A 17548-nucleotide genomic window follows, 5' to 3' on the forward strand; every position below is an offset into this window, starting at 1 on the left:
TTCACGATGCAATCTGCCAACCGAATCATCATAAGGTACAAAAAAAGACCACGAACATCGCTACGGCGGATGCCGAGCGGTTCATGGTCTCTCCAAGTCTCCTGACGAGTATTAACTTATCTATATCGTAGCACACACGCTACGCTATGAAAAGGGAAATCTGCCTGTTGCCAGATGGCTGCCTTCTATCGTAAAACCATCCCTACTTGAACGCCATTGCGGCATGAACTGCCTTTTTCCAGCCACCATAAAGCCCAGTTCGCACGTCTTCACTCATGGACGGAGTAAAGGTATGATCACTTTGCGCATATCCCCGGACTTCATCCAGACTGCTCCAAAACCCAACTGCCAGTCCCGCTAAATACGCCGCACCGAGTGCAGTTGTCTCGTTCACAGCAGGTCGTTCTACAGGCAGATCGAGAATATCGCTCTGGAACTGCATCAGGAACTCGTTCATCACTGCACCTCCATCTACACGCATTGAACGCACAGGTACACCCGAATCGCTCGCCATGGCAGTTAGGACATCTTTAGTCTGGTAGGCCAGTGATTCCAGTACCGCTCGTATAAAGTGCTCCTTGGTCGTTCCCCGCGTCAAACCAAATGTCGCACCGCGCACGTCACTGTCCCAATACGGGCTGCCCAGACCCACAAATGCCGGGACAAAATATACCCCTTCCGTCGAGGTCACACGCGCCGCATACGCTTCACTATCTTTGGCTTCGCGGAACATACGCAACCCATCACGCAGCCACTGAATAGCAGATCCGGCTACAAAAATGCTGCCCTCCAGCGCATACTTCACCTGACCGTTCAGCCCCCATGCAATGGTTGTAATCAGTCCATGCCCCGATTCACAGGGTTCATCTCCGGTATTCATCAACATAAAGCATCCCGTACCGTAAGTATTTTTAATCATGCCCTTGTCAAAGCACCCCTGACCGAACAGAGCTGCTTGCTGATCACCCGCCGCTCCGGCAATAGGGATTTCCTGTCCAAAAAAGTGATAATCCACCGTATGCGCATATATCTCAGAAGATGATTTCACCTCTGGTAGCATAGACGAAGGAACGCCGAGAATATTCAGCAACTCCTCATCCCATTTTAGCTCATAAATGTTGTACATGAGTGTGCGGGCCGCATTGGAGTAGTCCGTTACATGTGCTTTACCACCAGACAATCTCCAGATTAGCCAGGTATCAATCGTACCCAACAGCAAATCCCCGCGCTCTGCTTGAGCTCGTGCCCCTTCGACGTTGTCGAGTATCCATTTGACCTTAGTGCCAGAAAAGTAGGATCAATGAGTAGTCCCGTTTTGCTATGAAAAATATGATCAAATCCACGGCTTTTCAATTCCTCGCAGATCCCGGCTGTTTGCCGTGACTGCCATACCAGTGCATGATATACAGGCAGACCCGTATGTTTATCCCACACCACTACGGTTTCCCGTTGATTCGTAATACCAATCCCGGCAATTTGGCTGGCTTTCACACCTGATTCCGACAAGCAGGAGGCGATGACAGCCAAAATAGAGCTCCATATTTCATTTGCGTTTTGCTCTACCCACCCCGGCTGGGGAAAATACTGTGGGAACTCCCGTTGTGCCTTGTATACCACTTTTCCCTGCCGATCAAACAAAATGGCCCGCGAACTGGTTGTGCCCTGATCCAAGGCAAGAATGTATTGCTCCATCGTTTCCCAGCCTCCTTGCATATTTATGTATTGTTGCCCACTTGATTCAAATAAAAGCTATTGCTTATAATGCTCGAACAGTTGTTTATTGGAGGTCGTAACTGCTGTAGCTCCCGCAGCCAACGCCGCTTCCACATCTTCAGGGGTGCGAATAAGTCCGCCCGCCAAAATAGGAATGCCCGTGCGTTCGCTGACCTCCTTAATCATCGGCGGAACAACACCGGGCAGCACCTCAATATAATCAGGTCGTGTTTTTTCCACCAGCGCGTAGCTTTTTTCCAGCGCAATCGTATCGAGCAGGAACACCCGCTGTACAGCAAGAATCCCCTTCTTTTTAGCGGTTGCAATCACCCCGGACCGGGTCGAAATAATCCCAAACGGCTTAATTTCCTGACACAAATATTCAGCCGCATACTCGTCATTCTTCAAGCCTTGCACCAGATCGGCATGCAGGAGCATTTGCTTGCTGCGACTTCTAGCCATCTGGTACAGGTTGCGCAGCTGCGCTACATGCGTATCCAGAAAAACAGCATACTCATAAGAACTGTCCAAAATACCCTCCAGCTGCTTCATATGCTTAGCTGCAGGTAAAATGCGTTGTCCCTGAAATGGCATGGATATCCCCCTTAGGCTGAATGTCGATCAAACTCATTCAAATTTTATATTATCACTCTGTTCGACGAACGTGAAGCGGTTTCATTGCAGATATGTATAAAGGCTGCCTTCCCTGCAATAGATGTCAGCAGGAAGAAGACAGCCTAATCGTTCAAAGGAACTGGATCAAATCACACGACGGCACCCTTAAAACACTCTATAGTGTACTAGCCCTCAAACCCTTGGCGCAGCCATGAGGTAGCGAGCGTGATCGCACCGCGCTTGGCCGCGGTTTCCGACAATGGGTTCAGCATCACAAAGTCGTGGATGATGCCCTGAAAGCGTGCAGCGGTTACCTCTACCCCTGCTTCACGCAGCTTGTTCGCATAGGCCTCACCTTCATCGCGCAGCACATCGGCCTCGCCTGTAATGACCAGCGCACGCGGTAGCCCTTTGAGCTGTTCTGTGGTGGCACGTAACGGGGACGCCGTAATCTGCGCTCGTTCATTGGGATCTGTCGTATATTGATCCCAAAACCATTGCATTCCTTCGCGGCTTAGGAAATATCCTGTGGCGAACTCCTTGTAGGATTCCGTGTCAAAGGAAGCGTCCGTCACCGGATAAAATAACAACTGCTGCCGGATGGCAGGACCACTGCGTTCTTTGGCCAGCAGCGTTACAGCCGCGGTCATGTTGCCGCCGACACTGTCTCCGGCTATCGTCAGCGTATCGGGCTTCAGTCCATGCTCGCGCCCATGCTGTGCCACCCATTGAACGACCGCGTAAATTTCCTCAATCGCCGTCGGATATTTAGCTTCAGGTGCCAAGCTATATTCCGGGAATACAACGGCTGCCTGTGAGCCGACTGCCAATTCACGAATCAGACGATCATGCGTGTGGGCATTACCGAATACCCAGCCTGCTCCGTGAATATATACAATGACCGGCAGATCGCTTGTCACTTGTTGTGGACGAACAATTCTGACCTTTACCTCACCGCCAGGCCCACCTGGAATAGTTAGATCTTCTACATCTGCGGCAGGTTTGTCTGCTGGACCGGATTGAACCTCATTGACCGTTTCACGTCCTTTTTCAGGACCCAAATCATATAGAAACGGAGGCTTGGCATTATCGTCTGCAAATTTCTGTGCTGCGGGTTCAAGCTGTACTTTTTTACTCATATCGGTTCACTCTTCCCTTCTTATTCTGTGGTCTACATATATCCAAAATGGCTTAAGTTTGCTCATTCAGGTTCACCTTATATATTTAAACGAGTTCCTCTCTTTCCAATCGGAGGACTTTAGTTTGCCCAACAGAAGAGCTTGACTTTTATTTTGTATTGTAACTATAATAGTTACATATTAAAGTTCGTAAATGCACTGGGTACACTTACGATCAAACGAATGAATCATCCACATCATATTTATAGGAGGCTATCTATTATGAAAATTGCAGTTATTGGTGCAACCGGTAAAGCAGGAAGTAATATCGTAAAAGAAGCATTAGACAGAGGGCATGAAGTAACCGCCATCGTCCGTGACTCGGCTAAAGTAACAGAAAATCGTGCTACTGTAGTACAAAAAGACGTTTTTGATCTGAAAACAGATGATCTGAAAGGCTTTGACGTAGTCGTTAATGCATTTGCCGCTCCACTCGGACAAGAGCATCTGCATGTCGATGCAGGTAACGTACTAATTGAAGGCCTGCGTAATGTATCCGGTACTCGCCTGATTGTTGTAGGTGGTGCAGGCAGCTTGTTCACTGACGAATCCCAAACACTTTTGGTAAAAGATGCTCCCGGCTTCCCTGATTTCGTATATCCAACAGCAAATAACCAAGGAAAAAACCTGGAAATTTTGCGTGGTACCAGCGACCTGAACTGGACTTTCATTAGTCCTTCTGCGGAATTTTCTCTGGGTAAACGCACAGGCTCTTACCAAGTGGGAAAAGACACGCTGTTGGTTAATTCCAAAGGTGCAAGCTATGTCAGCTACGAAGATTATGCGGTCGCCGTAGTGGACGAAATCGAAAAACCACAACATCTGAACCAACGTTTCACTGTCGTATCCGAGTCCTAATTACTGTATTCTCGCAGCATATTTAGCATAAAAAAGACCCTTTGCCCATTCTCTCATGCAGCACGCTATGAGAAATTGAACCCGAAGGGTCTTTTTGTTATGACCTGTTGATACTCTCGTTATGACTTGTCAGTGCTGACCTTTTTTTCTGTATCGTGAGCGGAAGTCTCCCTCTTATCGCTAAAACACAGCTTGAGAATCGGAGGCGAAGCCAAGGTCGTCAGAATGATGGCAATGATCACCGATGTAAAATATTGCTGTGCCAACAGACCCGACTGTAGACCGGTAGCTGCGATAATAAGTGCGACCTCGCCGCGAGATATCATCCCGGAGCCGATCGCAAGGGCAGAACGGTTATCGAAGCCCGTCAGCCGCGCCCCGAGTCCTCCCCCGATTAGCTTTGTCACCAGCGCAATCAGTGTCAAAACAACAACAAATCCGAGCTGCTGCCCTACTCCCTCAAAGGAAACATTTAATCCGATGCTGACAAAAAATACAGGAACAAAGATGGAATAAGCGATGGGTTCCACCTTTTCTTCTACGACGTGCTTAAAGCTGGTTTGTGCAATGGCAATCCCGGCCGCAAAGGCTCCGATAATCCCTGCCATCCCCAACATATCCGCAAAATACGCAAACCCAAAGCAAATAATCAACGCAGTCGTGATGACCGCTTCAGTCACCTTGAGCGGAGCAAGTATTTTCATAATCCATGGAACAACGAACCAGCCCCCCAGAATAGCTACGACGAAGAAAACTAGCTTTTTGCCAACAAGAAGTCCCAGCGAAGTTTCTCCACCCATACCGAATATACTCATTACTACCGCTAGCAGCACCACGACAAGCACATCATCCAGCACTGCCGCACCCAAAATGGTTGAGCCTTCCCGGGTATTCAGCTTATTCATATCCTTGAGTACCTGTACCGTAATGCTTACCGAGGTAGCACTCAGAATAATTCCTAGAAACCAGCCTTCATGTACCGAGAATCCAAAAGCTTCCCCTACACCAAAACCACAAATTAGCGGTAAAATAATACCTCCAACCGCCACAGCTACCGCAGGCTTCCAGTTACGTCGAAGTTGATCCAAATCCGTCTCCAGTCCAGCAATGAACATCAGCAGCAGCACGCCGATTTCAGACATATCATGAATCAGTGAATCATTCTGAACCCATCCCAATACGGCTGGACCCAGGACAATTCCTGCGATCAGCTTTCCCAACACCGCTGGTTGACCGAGCTTGACAGACAAATGACCCGCGACTTTTGTGAACAATAGAATTAGCAGAAGATATAGTATAAATTGCATAGGCTGATAACCTCCTTTTATTTAATCCTTGAACTCATCTGCGCATAACCCACAATATTGAAGATACTGATAATCATAAAATGCTAAACAAACGTGCAAAATATGTGTCTGACCTGAAACAAACGGCTCGCAAAATAAAAAGGGAAACCCGAAATACAGCACAGGTTCCCCTAAAAAAGACATAAAGGAGCCTTGGTGACAGGCTCCTCCGGTAAATTCATATATTCTTTTAATGTTGTCGGTCATACTTGCGCAAACAAGCAATTTTATCTTTTAATTATATCTCTTCTGCAAACCCGTGTAAACGTGTTGAATCAATTTTCTGCTTTTTTCACATAGCGGTCGCGGTATTCGTGGTCCAGCATACTCATCAGAATCGAATCATGGTATTCATAATTGTAGAATAAAGCATCCCGCTGCACACCTTCGCGCTGAAAGCCTACTTTTTCATAGCAACGAATGGCGCGTTCATTAAAATCAAATACATTCAGCTCAATCCGATGCAGATTACAGATACCGAATCCGTAACCCAGCATGAGTACAAGCGCTTCGGTGCCGTAGCCTTTCCCCTGATTTCCCTGCTCATTGATCGCAATACGGATGTTGGCACTGCGGTTTAGGCTGTCCATATCCTGCAGGGCTATATCCCCAATGACACGATCATCTTCGCGAAGCGCAATCAACAGCAGCAGGCTTGAGGTGTCCTGTCCTTTAGCTTCAATATATCGGGCAATTTGATCCTTGGTAAAGCTGCGTTGTGTGCCTGTCAGCCTCCGCACATCTTGATGGAACAATGTATTATAGTATAGCTCGGTGTCCTCTACGTTAACGGGACGCAAGTACACCCGTGATCCTTCAAGTAACCGTGCCACAGGCTCTGAGGCTGAAGTTTGTTGAGTCATCATGATCTCTCCCATGCTAAAAATATAAATGACGAAAATCAAAGCAAATTATTGTGCAAGTTCGACTACGCAAGGTCTGCATTTTGCTCTGTAGTCAGGCTAGAATCAGCGAGGGACTCGCGCCAAATTACGGATTGAAGCAGCAGGCCTGCCAAACCCAAGATTCCAACAGTCATCCCGATCCAGACAAAAGCCGTTCCCGCCCCTGCTATTCGGATCAATACTCCCCCTGCAAGCGGGGAAACGACCATGATTGCTCCAATCACGGTACTTTGGATACCAAAGACGCGCCCCACCATATCAGCAGGGGTTTTGGCTTGTAATATATAATTCTGGGTGATAATGTACAGGCCGTTGCCCACGCCCAGCACGGCCCCAATCATAAGCAGTCCGGGCAATCCTGTTCCGGGTTGTGCCCAGCCTAAAGCAGCAATAGCTCCGCCAACCAGCACATATCCACCACCGAGCCCCCAGCCTGCGCTTATGCGATTCAAGCGATTAAGCACAAGCATGCAGCCGACGGCGCCAGCACCAATGGCTGAAACCAGCCAGCCAAGCAGTGATTCATTACCCGGAGCAAGCACCCGCAGCAATGTAGGGAACTGGTAGTCGATCATGAGAATGGCGATCAAACCGAAAAGTCCGAATATAAGCGTATGCAAAAGCATTCGACTGCGCCATAAGAACGCCCAGCCCTCACGCCATTGGTTGAAAAAACGAGATGCGCGGACATGCTCCTCCCGCATTTTGGCTTCATCGGCCTTAGGCGCTGTATGCGCAGCCGACTTTCCTTGCTGCCCGGCTGCAACAGCTTGTTGGTCTGCGCTGACCAGCGCCGGACCGATTCCCCGCAACGGCCACAGCAGCAGGCCGGAACAGAGACGCAGCAATGCATTGAGAATAATGCATGCCTGAGGGGACAACACAGTCAAGGTCATAGCGCCCAGTAATGGCCCCGCCACTTTGGAAGCCTGATTGACCAGCCCATTCAGCGAGGTCGCCCGAAACAGGTCGTCGCTGGCGACTACCGTGCGGGTTAAGCCTTGCTGTGAAGGCATTTGGAATACGCCAGCCGCCGCACGCAGACCGAGCAAAGGCAGCAGCCACGCCGGGCCCGGGACGGCGAGGATCGCCAGCGTCAATAAGGCAATAGCTGCATCGCAGACGATCATCAGCCGGGCCTTGTGTACCCGGTCGGCTAACGTGCCCGCGATGGAACCCAGCAGCAGACCCGGTAGGGCCATCACTACCGGAATCAGCGCAATCATCATAGGGTCGGCTTCCCAGCGATAGGCAACAAGCACCTGAATGGCGATAGCATCAAACCAATCGCCAAAGGAGGCAGCCGTGTGCGCCGCAAACATCCGCCGAAAACGGCCATTGCGCCAAATGCTAGGCGTGGATTGCAGTTCTTTCTTTTCCTTCATTATCTACTCACCCTGCTCTCATTTTCAGCTTCTTTTAGCTATAAGAACATTCTAGCGGGTCTATATCAGAGGAAAATCAGACAGCTAAAAACATCAGACGACAGAAAGTGTTTGCTCCAACCAGTGCCTTAGCGCCTGACGATGCAGTGTTAAACTGTTATCCCTGTCAAGCCGATCATATTGAGCCGCATATTTCTCTTCCAGCGCGGGATAAGAACCGCAGAGCTTCAAAAAACCGCGGATTTGGCAGACGGCCTTGATTTTTAGCAAATTCTGTTTAGCCATATCAAGGGTATCCAACCCTTCATCCATAAGCCGCTCGGCATTGTTCACATCTCCAGTACGCAAAAGCATAAGTCCGCGCATCATGCGATAACGGCCCAGTTCACGCAAATACGGAGCCTCCGACAGCATGCCTTCCAGACGATCAGACAGTTCCGCAGCCTTTTCCATTTGATTGGAAACCAGATGCATGTACATCTCCATCAGTGCAACAGGCATCACAAATTTATCGAGATCATCCCGCTCCATGACCCTCCAGGTAAGTGGTAGACCTGCCTGTGCGCGTTCAGGTTCTCCATTTTCCACATAAGCCTCCAAAATGTTGAGAATGCGTAATTCCCGTTCCTGTTCACTGGACAGCAGCCTGCTGGAAAGCGCACACTCACATAGAGCAATCTCCTCATTCGTTACCCCTGCTGTGCCCGTAAATAGCAGCAACATCCAATACAATCGGTCTACAAGGGCAAAATCCTCCCGCTTCAAGAACCAGGACACATCCGCCTGTACAAAACGGGTATACATTTGATAAAAGGCGGACATTTGAAAACCCATCTGCTCCTGCTGGGCAGCCAGCGCTACGATGGAATTTCCCTGCCCCAACAGCTGGTATTTCCGGAAAAGTCCATGTACGGCGTCCTGCACCTCCTGATCGAGCAAGGACGGATGATTCTGTGGCTGCACGTCAGTCAAGGTCAAGCTGTAGCCATACCCTCTAACCGTATGAATACGGAGCCCATCCCATGACTTCAGTTTTTTGCGTAATCTGTAGATATGATCATCCACCGTACGCTCCACCGGATACTCCAGCGGCCACACACGATCCAGCAGTTGTTCCCGGGTGAACACCTGATTCCGGTTATCGTACAGAAAGCGCAACAGCGCAAATTCTTTAGCCAACAACATAACACGATCTGCATTACAGACCACGCTGTAGCCATCTGCATCAAATTGTAGCCTGATCATCCACCTCGCCTCCGACATATCGTTTCTTAGCTGCACCTAGCCCTATAAACATAAGCAACACACTCAGACACAAGAGCAGCAGCAGCGGGATTGTCCAGCCTTGCGTCGCATCATGCAAATAACCGAACAGCGTCGGTCCTGTTGCTGCTAGCAAATAACCAAAGGATTGTGCCATACCAGACAGCTCTGCTGCCTGCTGCGGTGTCCGCGTCCGCAAATTAAAGAACATCATCACTAACGGGAAAGCAAAACCACCCGCTATACCGATACAAATGACCCAAATCACACTCCACTGTGTAGCCCCAAGCAGAAATCCACCCAAACCGATAAAATACAGCGCAGCCATAATCAGAACCAATACCCGCTGATCCTTCACCCGCGCTGCCCAAATAGGCACAATAAAAGTAAATGGCATTTGTGAAAACTGCAGCACGGACAGCATCCATCCCGCAGTCTCTGAATCCATCCCCTGTCCGCTCATCATTTCGGGAAACCAAGCGGCAGGAACATAGAACAGGGCAGATTGCAGCCCCATAAACAGCGTCACCTTCCAAGCCAAAGACGATGTATACACATTCACGGTTCGCGCGGACACTGCCGCTTTATTGGCTGTTTTGCGCGCCTTAAGGAGCTGGGGCACCCAGAGTAAAATACCTACGACACCCACAATCGCCCATATTCCCAAAGCACCTCGCCAGCCCATACCTCCGTTCAGAGCCAGCGGTATACTCAGCCCGGATGCTGTTGCAGCAACCACATTCATGGATACTGAGTATACGCCGGTCATCAGTCCGCTGTTGCGAGGAAACTCCTCTTTGATCAGACTGGGCAGCAACACATTACACACGGCAATAGCCAGTCCCAGCATGGCGGTCCCGACAAATAATGCGGTCACCCCCAGCGTTGAGCGCACCACAATACCTGCGGTCAACAGCAGCAAGGCTGCAAAAATAATAAGAGATGACCCGAAGCGGCGCGACAGTTTGGCTACAAAAGGCGACAACAGAGCAAAAGCCAGCAACGGCAATGTCGTTAATAGGCCACTCAGTGTATTCGAAATATGCAAAGAATCCTTAATCAAACCGATAAGAGGTCCTACCGAGGTAATCGAGGCGCGCAGATTGGCACCTACCAGAATGATCCCTATGGCAAGCACCCAAGGACCGGCATGCCACAAAGATTTGTATACCAAAGCTCGTTGGTGTTGCTGTGAACTCATCTCTCCATTCTCCTATCTATCTGTGTTATGCTCAAAGGCTCCAACCAAGTGTACGGCTGGAGCCTAGCAATTTTTATCTCATTAAATTATAAAGGCATTCGTGCCATATGCATAGGACGGATCGAAACAGCGCTCCAAGTCTTCAAGTTCAGCATATAGCTTCATTAAAAAATAAAAGCTGCCTGAAAGGATAGTTTCCTTTTGAGGCAGCTTTCAGTTCATAAACTTCGATGCGACCAGCGCTGCTTAACGTACCAGCCAGCCGCCGTCCACCGCCAAGATATGACCGTTCATATAGTCGGAACCCTGACTAGCGAGGAAAACCACAACTCCCATCAAATCAGACGGATCGCCCCAACGACCCGCAGGAATACGCGACAAGATTTCTTGATTGCGACTTTCATCCGCACGGATTGGAGCTGTATTTGCCGTAGCAATATAACCCGGTGCAATCGCATTAATCTGAACGTTATGAACCGCCAGCTCATTCGCAAATGCCTTGGTCAAACCAGCTACCGCATGCTTGCTCGCTGTATACGGCGGAACGAATTTGCCACCCTGAAAAGCAAGCATAGAAGCGACATTGATAATCTTCCCGCTTTTTTGCTCTACCATCACCTTTGCCACTTCCTGGCTCAGGTGATATACGGCATTCAGGTTAATCTCCATAACAGCGTCCCAATCCTCATCTTTATACTCCAGCAGAGGGGCGCGACGAATCGTACCTGCATTGTTTACAAGGATATCAATTTTACCGAATTCATTGACGCATTCTTCTACAATTTTTTTAATGGATTCTTTCTCTGTCAGATCAGCCTGATAAAAGGCAACCTTCACACCCGTTGGCTCCAGCAAACGTCTTGTTTCTTCATATTCATCATTGTTAGCTACAATGAACAGATTTGCACCTGCTTTGGCCAAAGCTACGGAATATCCTTGACCCAAACCAGTGTTGCCTCCTGTTACAATCGCCGTTTTACCTTTTAGACTGAAAAAATCCAATGAAAAATTGTCCAGACCCATGCCTACGCCTCCATCACAAATTAGTTTAAAACCTATAATTCCTGAAGCCTACAGCGCTGCGCGTACTTCCTTATATTTAGCTACATAACGTGCTGCATTTTCTGTGATCAAGTCGTAGCGACCTTCCTTGGCTGGAGCCGTCAAATTACCCCCAATTCCCACGGCTACACATCCGTTACGCAGCCAGGTTTCCATATTGTCCAGATCAACGCCACCAGTTGGCATAATCTGTACATGAGGCATTGGACCTCTGACAGCCTTAACAAAGTCCGCCCCCATTGCACTGCCTGGGAACAACTTCACGACATCGCTACCCAATTTCATGGCTTCCTTGATCTCATTCAGCGTCATACAGCCGGGCATATAAGGAATCGCGTACAAATTGCATAGCTTCGCTGTTTCTTCTTCAAAAGAAGGACTCACGACAAACTCTGCTCCGGCTAGAATAGCAATTCTTGCCGTCAGTGACTCCAGTACCGTTCCTGCACCAATTACTGCCCGATCCTTAAATTCGTCTCTCAATCTTCGAATGACCTGATCCGCATCCGGCGTTGTAAACGTAAGCTCAATATTATCCAAGCCGCCTTCAATGCAGGCTTTAGACATTAGATATGCTTCCTCCGCCGTGTTTCCCCGAATGACTGCGACGACACCTACTGAAGTGATATGTTCCAAAACTTTCTTTTTCGTCATGTTCCTGATCCTTTCCACGAATGGGATGACCATGTACCCTCAGCCACTTGCAGATTCACGCCCCAATACACTAATTGGATTAACGCAACTCGCTCATGGCAACCTGATCCATGTCTTTGTATGTTTTATTTTCACCGGCCATGCCCCAAATGAAGGTATAGCTGCCCGTAGCCGCACCGCAGTGGATAGACCAAGGTGGAGAAATAACGGCTTCATCATTTTTCATCACCAGATGGCGCGTTTCGTTCGGTTCACCCATCAGGTGGAACATTCTCGCATTCTCATCCAGTTCAAAGTAGAAATACACTTCCATCCGACGGTCATGAACATGTGTCGGCATGGAGTTCCACACACTGCCGTTCTCCAACGTCGTCATCCCCATAACCAATTGGCAACTTTGAATGCCTTCATCATGGATAAAGCGACGCAACGTACGGTTGTTAGCTGTTTCCTGCGAACCCAGACTTTCAGACGGTACATCGGCAAAAGACTGCTTCGTCGTCGGATACGTGGTATGAGCCAGGGCCGAAACGATATAAAATTTCGCCGGCTTTTCACTGGAATCGCTTTCAAAGATCAACTCCTTGCCCCCTCTGCCTACATAGAGACAGTCTTTTGTGGCCAGCTCGTAAGTTTCACCGTCCACCTTGACCGTACCGCTGCCGCCGACATTAAAAATGCCCAGTTCGCGGCGCTCCAGGAAAGTTTCTGCTTTGATTTGATCGTTACCTTCCAGCGCAACAGATTTATTCACGGGATAAATGCCCCCGATAATGACACGATCTTCATGCGTATAGACCAGCTTTACCTCCTCAGGTACAAACAGTTCCTGGATCAAATAGTGCTGACGCAACTCTTCAGTCGTAAAATGCTTGGCATGTTCGGGATGAGTTGAATAACGCATTTCCATAAAAACATTCCTCCTGTTTAGATAAACTTTTTTATCAACGGAATTGTTATAAAAGCGGTTTCTAACTCTACTTCTTAGCTAGAATTGTAATAATTATCTAAGAGGGTGTCAACCCAAAACTTCACTATTCCTAGAAAAACCCTTAGTACATACGAAGTTTTACACACTTTTTACCTTTTGATAAACAAAACCACATTTTTTTATCTGTATTACCTAAAAAGTTTTTAGCCAATATATCAACTTCATCATTGTGAAAAACCGATTTATGTGATAATTTCAATTTATTCAGTTGGTGCATGCGCTTACAGATTAAGTTTACTAAACATAAGGAGGAATACAAATGACCGCAACATTGGATGCTGTTACCTTCGGAGAACCGATGGCCATGTTTTATGCCAATGAAGCAGGCTCTCTGGATGAGGTGCGTTCATTCACCAAAGCGTTGGCCGGGGCAGAGACGAATGTTTCAGCCGGTTTGGCGCGTTTGGGTCTACGGGCGGGACTCGTGACCAAACTCGGCGAGGATACGTTCGGCAAGTTCATTGCCAGTGCGCTACGTCAGGAAGGGATCGACACACAGAACGTCATGTTTACCAAAGACCACTCTACCGGCATGCTGATTAAATCCAAAGTTACAAGTGGGGACCCCGAGGTGGAATATTTCCGCAAACATTCCGCCGCTTCTACATTAAGCATCGCAGATTTTAACGAGGCTTACTTTTCCGGAGCTCGCCATCTGCATTTTACAGGTATTTCTGTCGCCCTCTCCCCTGAGTGCCGTGATTTCGCACGTCATGCGCGGCAATTTATGAAAAAGGCTGGCAAAACCGTATCCTTTGATCCGAACCTTAGACCTAAGTTATGGCCTGACACGAAAACGATGGTGGAGGCGATTAATGAGGCATCTGAGGGGTGCGACTGGCTTCTACCCGGCATTCATGAAGGTAAAATATTAACAGGCTACACCTCACCGGAGGATATCGCTTCGTTCTACCTCGATCGCGGCACCTCGCTGGTCATTATCAAGCTGGGAACCGAAGGCGCCTATTACAAATCCGCAGATGCGGAGGGATATGTCAAACGTTTCCGCGTAGATCATGTCGTGGATACCGTCGGTGCCGGTGACGGATTTGCCGCAGGCGTTATCAGCGCGCTGCTGGAGGGCTTGCCCCTGGCAGAAGCAGTCAAACGCGGGAATGCCCTCGGCGCACTGGCCGTCATGTCAGCCGGAGATATGGACGGCTATCCGACACGAGCCGAGCTGGAATCCTTTTTGCTCAGCGCCAGCACAAATTAGTCGGGGTTTATTCCCCGCATAACCTTCACCGCTATAAGCGCAAGCTCAACAAGGCCGAATCCAAAGTCAGCCTTAACTTCCAATAGCCCGTATTCGCGTTTGTACGATCTGAGCAGCATACGCATACTCAGATCGTACAAAGGAATACGGGCTATTTTTATAATATATGACACATTGCTCGTCTACAGTGTTTTGACGGATTCTCCCCGATTGATATCCGGCACAAATCGGTAAATAATCGGGACTGATTCTCCGCCTTCCTCAATGCTGGACAGCAGTGTTTTTGCCGCCTGCTTCCCCATATCCGCAATGGGTTGTGTAATGGTCGTAATCGGCGGATTGTAAATATGGGCAAACTCCGCATCGTCAATCCCGATAATGGACAGCTCTGCCGGAATACGTATACGACGGGCATTCACATACTTCAACACCTCAGCCAACACGATATCATTCCCGGCCAACAGCGCAGTCGGCGGCTCCGGCAGTTGGAACAACTCCTTCAGCGTCTGCTGGATTTCTTCTCTCGGCACACTGTGCATATATTCTTCACGAGATGGCAAGCCATGCTCCTCCAGCGCCTTTTTGTATCCGCTTAGCCGCTCCACTCGTGGAGTAATCCGATTCAGGCCAAGGGGCAAGGTAATCAGCGCAATTCGCTCATGCTTGTGAGCCACAAGTTCCTGAATCGCCAGCTTAATCGCCATTTCGTTATCCAGTAGCAGGCTGCGCGTATTTACCCCATCTACCAAACGGTCCAAAAACACTAACGGATACTTTTCACGAATGAGCTGGTTGTAAATATCTGCATGCTTGCCTGTCGGGAAGATGATCAGGCCATCTACCTGCCGAGCCTTGAGCATCTCAATATACTGACCCTCCTTGTCTGGATTTTCATCGGCGTTGCAAATAATCACCTGAATGCCAAAACGCTGCAATTCCTCCTCAATCGCACGGATAGACTGGATCGAAAGGGTATAGTCAATGTTGGCTACAATGACCCCCACCATAAACGTCCGGTTTTGCTTCAAGCTGCGGGCCAGCCCGTTAGGCTGATAGTTCAGCTCTTGAATAACCTCGGCAATCCGGTCTCTGGTCTGGTCGCTCATATATTTATATCGTTTGTTCAGAAATTGCGAGACAGTGCTTTTAGACACTCCTGCCTTCTGGGCAACATCTTCAATCGTCGGCTTCTTCATCGGTACACTCCTTGTCTTTCATGTACTGCGTTAGTGCAACAAAAGTATATCTTTTTTTTAGTAAATTTACCATACTTCTATTTATGGATGCCATTATGATATAAGTCGAACTTCAAAGTTGCCTATCGTGCCCCCGTGTAGAAGTATGGTTCTCCAGCAGCAAAAAGAGGCAGTTCAAGATGTTCTCTTGAACTGCCTCCGCGTACACAACTTTATCGAAAAGCTAGGTTCCAGCTGGCCCTAAATGCTGCTCGACATCAATGTGCCGGAACGGGCGTTGCAGACTGATCTGGTGTATCGTGCTCGACCAGCGCATGCTTTTCCCATAAACGGCTTTTCCAGCGGGCATACATGATGACAGCACGAGTCCATTCATCAGCAGCAATGGCCAGCCACACACCGGCGAGCCCCATGTCCAGCTTGAACACAAGCAGATAACCAAGCGGCAAGCTCATACAGACCATGGAGATCAGACCCATAAAGACCGGGAACTTCGCATCTCCAGCAGCACGTAACGAGTTAATAATGACGATATTCGTGGTCCGGCCAGTTTCTAGCAGAATGCTAAGTAAAATGACCTGTGCTCCCAAACGAATAATTTCAGGGTTTTCCGTGAACAAACCAAGCAAGGGAACACGGAAAAAGATGACCACCGCATCAATAATCACGGTCACGAGCAACGCCCATTTCACACTGGTCAGTACACGTTTATAGGCAGTATCCTTCTGTCTGGCTCCCACGAGCCTTCCTACCACAATAGCCGTACCCATACCGACTGCCATACTGAACAAGTAAATATAGCTTGAAATATTATTCGCATATTGACGTGTCGCCATTGCTTCTGCGCCCAGATAAGTCACGTACAGTGTGAAGATGAGCTGACACGACTGATACATAATGGACTCCAGCGCGGATGGTACACCAATGCGCAATATTTTAGAGATGAACTTTTTGGACAATTGGACGTAATATTTCCACTCGACACGAACCTCAGTGACCCGGTACATCAGCCAGAAGAAGATCAGGAGACAAATAAAGCGGCTACCTACTGTAGAAATAGCAGCACCTTCTACTCCAAGTGCAGGCATTCCCCAATGCCCAAAAATCAAAACATAGTTGCCGACCACGTGGATCACGTTCATAAAAACCGATACATACATTGTTTCTTTGGTAAAACCATGTGTACGAATAGTCGCCGCCAGCGCATTAATCAATGCTTGAAGAAAAATGGCACCTCCGACGATGCTCATATAAGACTCCGCGTAAGCCAGAATCTCACCCTGGACATTCAGCCATTGCAACATGTGCGTACCAAATACGAGAAAAATTACGCTAAGCAAAAGACCTACCATCAAATTCAACGTAATGGCCGTACCTGTAACCTGGGCCGCTTCGACTAGTTTCTTAGAACCGATATATTGAGCTACGACGATAGCAGCGCCGTTGCCGATAACCTCCAGTACAAGGATAGCAATTGAAATAATTTGATTGGACGCGCCCACACCCGACACCGCATTATCAGATACAGAACTGATCATGAATGTGTCGACGCTCCCCATTAGCATAAACAGAAACAATTCAAGGAAAATAGGCCATGTTAAACGGAACAAATTCAGTTCCTTAGCTTCGGACAATACCGAACCTTTTTTTAGTGCTCTGGTTGTCATTCATTCACCTTTCTTCATAGATTTATTTAACGATCAAAAGGTATGTTAGCACAGTCATTCTGAAAATACATCCCGTTTACGTAAAATGATTTGCAAAATGCGTAAGAATTCATTTATCACCCTCTTTATAATTGATTATCGAACTTTATTGAAACAGGATATTGCAAGAATATATCAGTAGTCTGGTCTTTTCGACGCAATTATGAGCTAAAGAGTATAATAGAATACGAGCCTGTGAGCATTGCCGCTGACAGGTTGTGAAGATTGTTGTATGCTTCCTAAGCATAATTTGTGAATT

14 protein-coding genes and 1 pseudogene are annotated in these 17548 nt (G+C 48.2%); 2 read left to right on the forward strand and 13 right to left on the reverse strand.

Translation table 11 applies throughout. The annotated features are described in order from the left end of the window. Positions 1–202: 202 nt before the first annotated feature. From glpK to NLX73_RS11610, 3 genes and pseudogenes are all read right to left on the reverse strand, one after another. A pseudogene (glpK, locus tag NLX73_RS11600) lies at positions 203–1692 on the reverse strand (glycerol kinase GlpK). Between the two features lie 57 nt (positions 1693–1749). Further along, the gene (locus tag NLX73_RS11605) at positions 1750–2307 is read right to left on the reverse strand and encodes a glycerol-3-phosphate responsive antiterminator (protein WP_023990856.1); all 558 of its coding nucleotides are present in this window, start codon (positions 2305–2307) and stop codon (positions 1750–1752) included. 206 nt (positions 2308–2513) lie between these two features. Then, complete coding sequence (locus tag NLX73_RS11610; RefSeq protein ID WP_254326235.1) at positions 2514–3467, reverse strand: alpha/beta hydrolase; 954 nt, start codon at positions 3465–3467, stop codon at positions 2514–2516. 261 nt (positions 3468–3728) lie between these two features. On the opposite strand from NLX73_RS11610, the gene NLX73_RS11615 reads away from it, so the two are divergent. After that, positions 3729–4364 (forward strand): NAD(P)-dependent oxidoreductase, encoded by a 636-nt coding sequence (locus NLX73_RS11615; RefSeq protein WP_254326236.1) that lies wholly within the window; start codon positions 3729–3731, stop codon positions 4362–4364. A gap of 119 nt (positions 4365–4483) precedes the next feature. Here NLX73_RS11615 and NLX73_RS11620 read toward each other — a convergent pair whose 3' ends face one another. The 8 genes from NLX73_RS11620 to kduI all read right to left on the reverse strand — a co-directional run bounded on the left by NLX73_RS11620 (position 4484) and on the right by kduI (position 13090). Next, positions 4484–5671, reverse strand: coding sequence for a cation:proton antiporter (locus NLX73_RS11620; protein WP_039271763.1), 1188 nt, complete (start codon positions 5669–5671; stop codon positions 4484–4486). 314 nt (positions 5672–5985) lie between these two features. Next, positions 5986–6576 (reverse strand): GNAT family N-acetyltransferase, encoded by a 591-nt coding sequence (locus NLX73_RS11625; protein WP_414126120.1) that lies wholly within the window; start codon positions 6574–6576, stop codon positions 5986–5988. A gap of 62 nt (positions 6577–6638) precedes the next feature. Beyond that, positions 6639–8000, reverse strand: coding sequence for an MFS transporter (locus tag NLX73_RS11630; protein ID WP_254326237.1), 1362 nt, complete (start codon positions 7998–8000; stop codon positions 6639–6641). Positions 8001–8093: 93 nt separating this feature from the next. Continuing rightward, on the reverse strand, positions 8094–9245 hold the full coding sequence (locus NLX73_RS11635; RefSeq protein WP_250266901.1) for a winged helix-turn-helix domain-containing protein: 1152 nt from the start codon (positions 9243–9245) through the stop codon (positions 8094–8096). Beyond that, positions 9226–10464 carry a CynX/NimT family MFS transporter gene (locus NLX73_RS11640; protein WP_165177966.1) on the reverse strand — a complete coding sequence of 413 codons (1239 nt, stop codon included), beginning with the start codon at positions 10462–10464 and terminating at the stop codon, positions 9226–9228. The genes NLX73_RS11635 and NLX73_RS11640 overlap by 20 nt, the downstream gene beginning before the upstream one ends. 246 nt (positions 10465–10710) lie before the next feature. Further along, positions 10711–11487: a 2-dehydro-3-deoxy-D-gluconate 5-dehydrogenase KduD gene (gene kduD / locus NLX73_RS11645; protein WP_061831955.1), complete on the reverse strand. Its 777-nt coding sequence runs from the start codon at positions 11485–11487 to the stop codon at positions 10711–10713. Positions 11488–11535: 48 nt separating this feature from the next. Beyond that, on the reverse strand, positions 11536–12180 hold the full coding sequence (locus NLX73_RS11650) for a bifunctional 2-keto-4-hydroxyglutarate aldolase/2-keto-3-deoxy-6-phosphogluconate aldolase (protein WP_025683172.1): 645 nt from the start codon (positions 12178–12180) through the stop codon (positions 11536–11538). 79 nt (positions 12181–12259) lie between these two features. Beyond that, positions 12260–13090: a 5-dehydro-4-deoxy-D-glucuronate isomerase gene (kduI, locus tag NLX73_RS11655; RefSeq protein WP_061831956.1), complete on the reverse strand. Its 831-nt coding sequence runs from the start codon at positions 13088–13090 to the stop codon at positions 12260–12262. Between the two features lie 340 nt (positions 13091–13430). On the opposite strand from kduI, the gene NLX73_RS11660 reads away from it, so the two are divergent. Next, the gene (locus tag NLX73_RS11660; protein WP_250266903.1) at positions 13431–14387 is read left to right on the forward strand and encodes a sugar kinase; all 957 of its coding nucleotides are present in this window, start codon (positions 13431–13433) and stop codon (positions 14385–14387) included. 182 nt (positions 14388–14569) lie between these two features. Here the strand turns inward: NLX73_RS11660 and NLX73_RS11665 are convergent, their stop codons facing one another. Then, positions 14570–15583, reverse strand: coding sequence for a LacI family DNA-binding transcriptional regulator (locus NLX73_RS11665; RefSeq protein WP_061831958.1), 1014 nt, complete (start codon positions 15581–15583; stop codon positions 14570–14572). Positions 15584–15840: 257 nt separating this feature from the next. Next, a complete protein-coding gene (locus NLX73_RS11670; RefSeq protein WP_023990870.1) occupies positions 15841–17250 on the reverse strand; it encodes an MATE family efflux transporter in 1410 nt (469 codons plus the stop codon). Positions 17251–17548 lie beyond the last annotated feature (298 nt).

The sequence above is a fragment of the Paenibacillus sp. CH40 genome, from assembly GCF_024213605.1.
Classification (GTDB): domain Bacteria; phylum Bacillota; class Bacilli; order Paenibacillales; family Paenibacillaceae; genus Paenibacillus; species Paenibacillus polymyxa_B.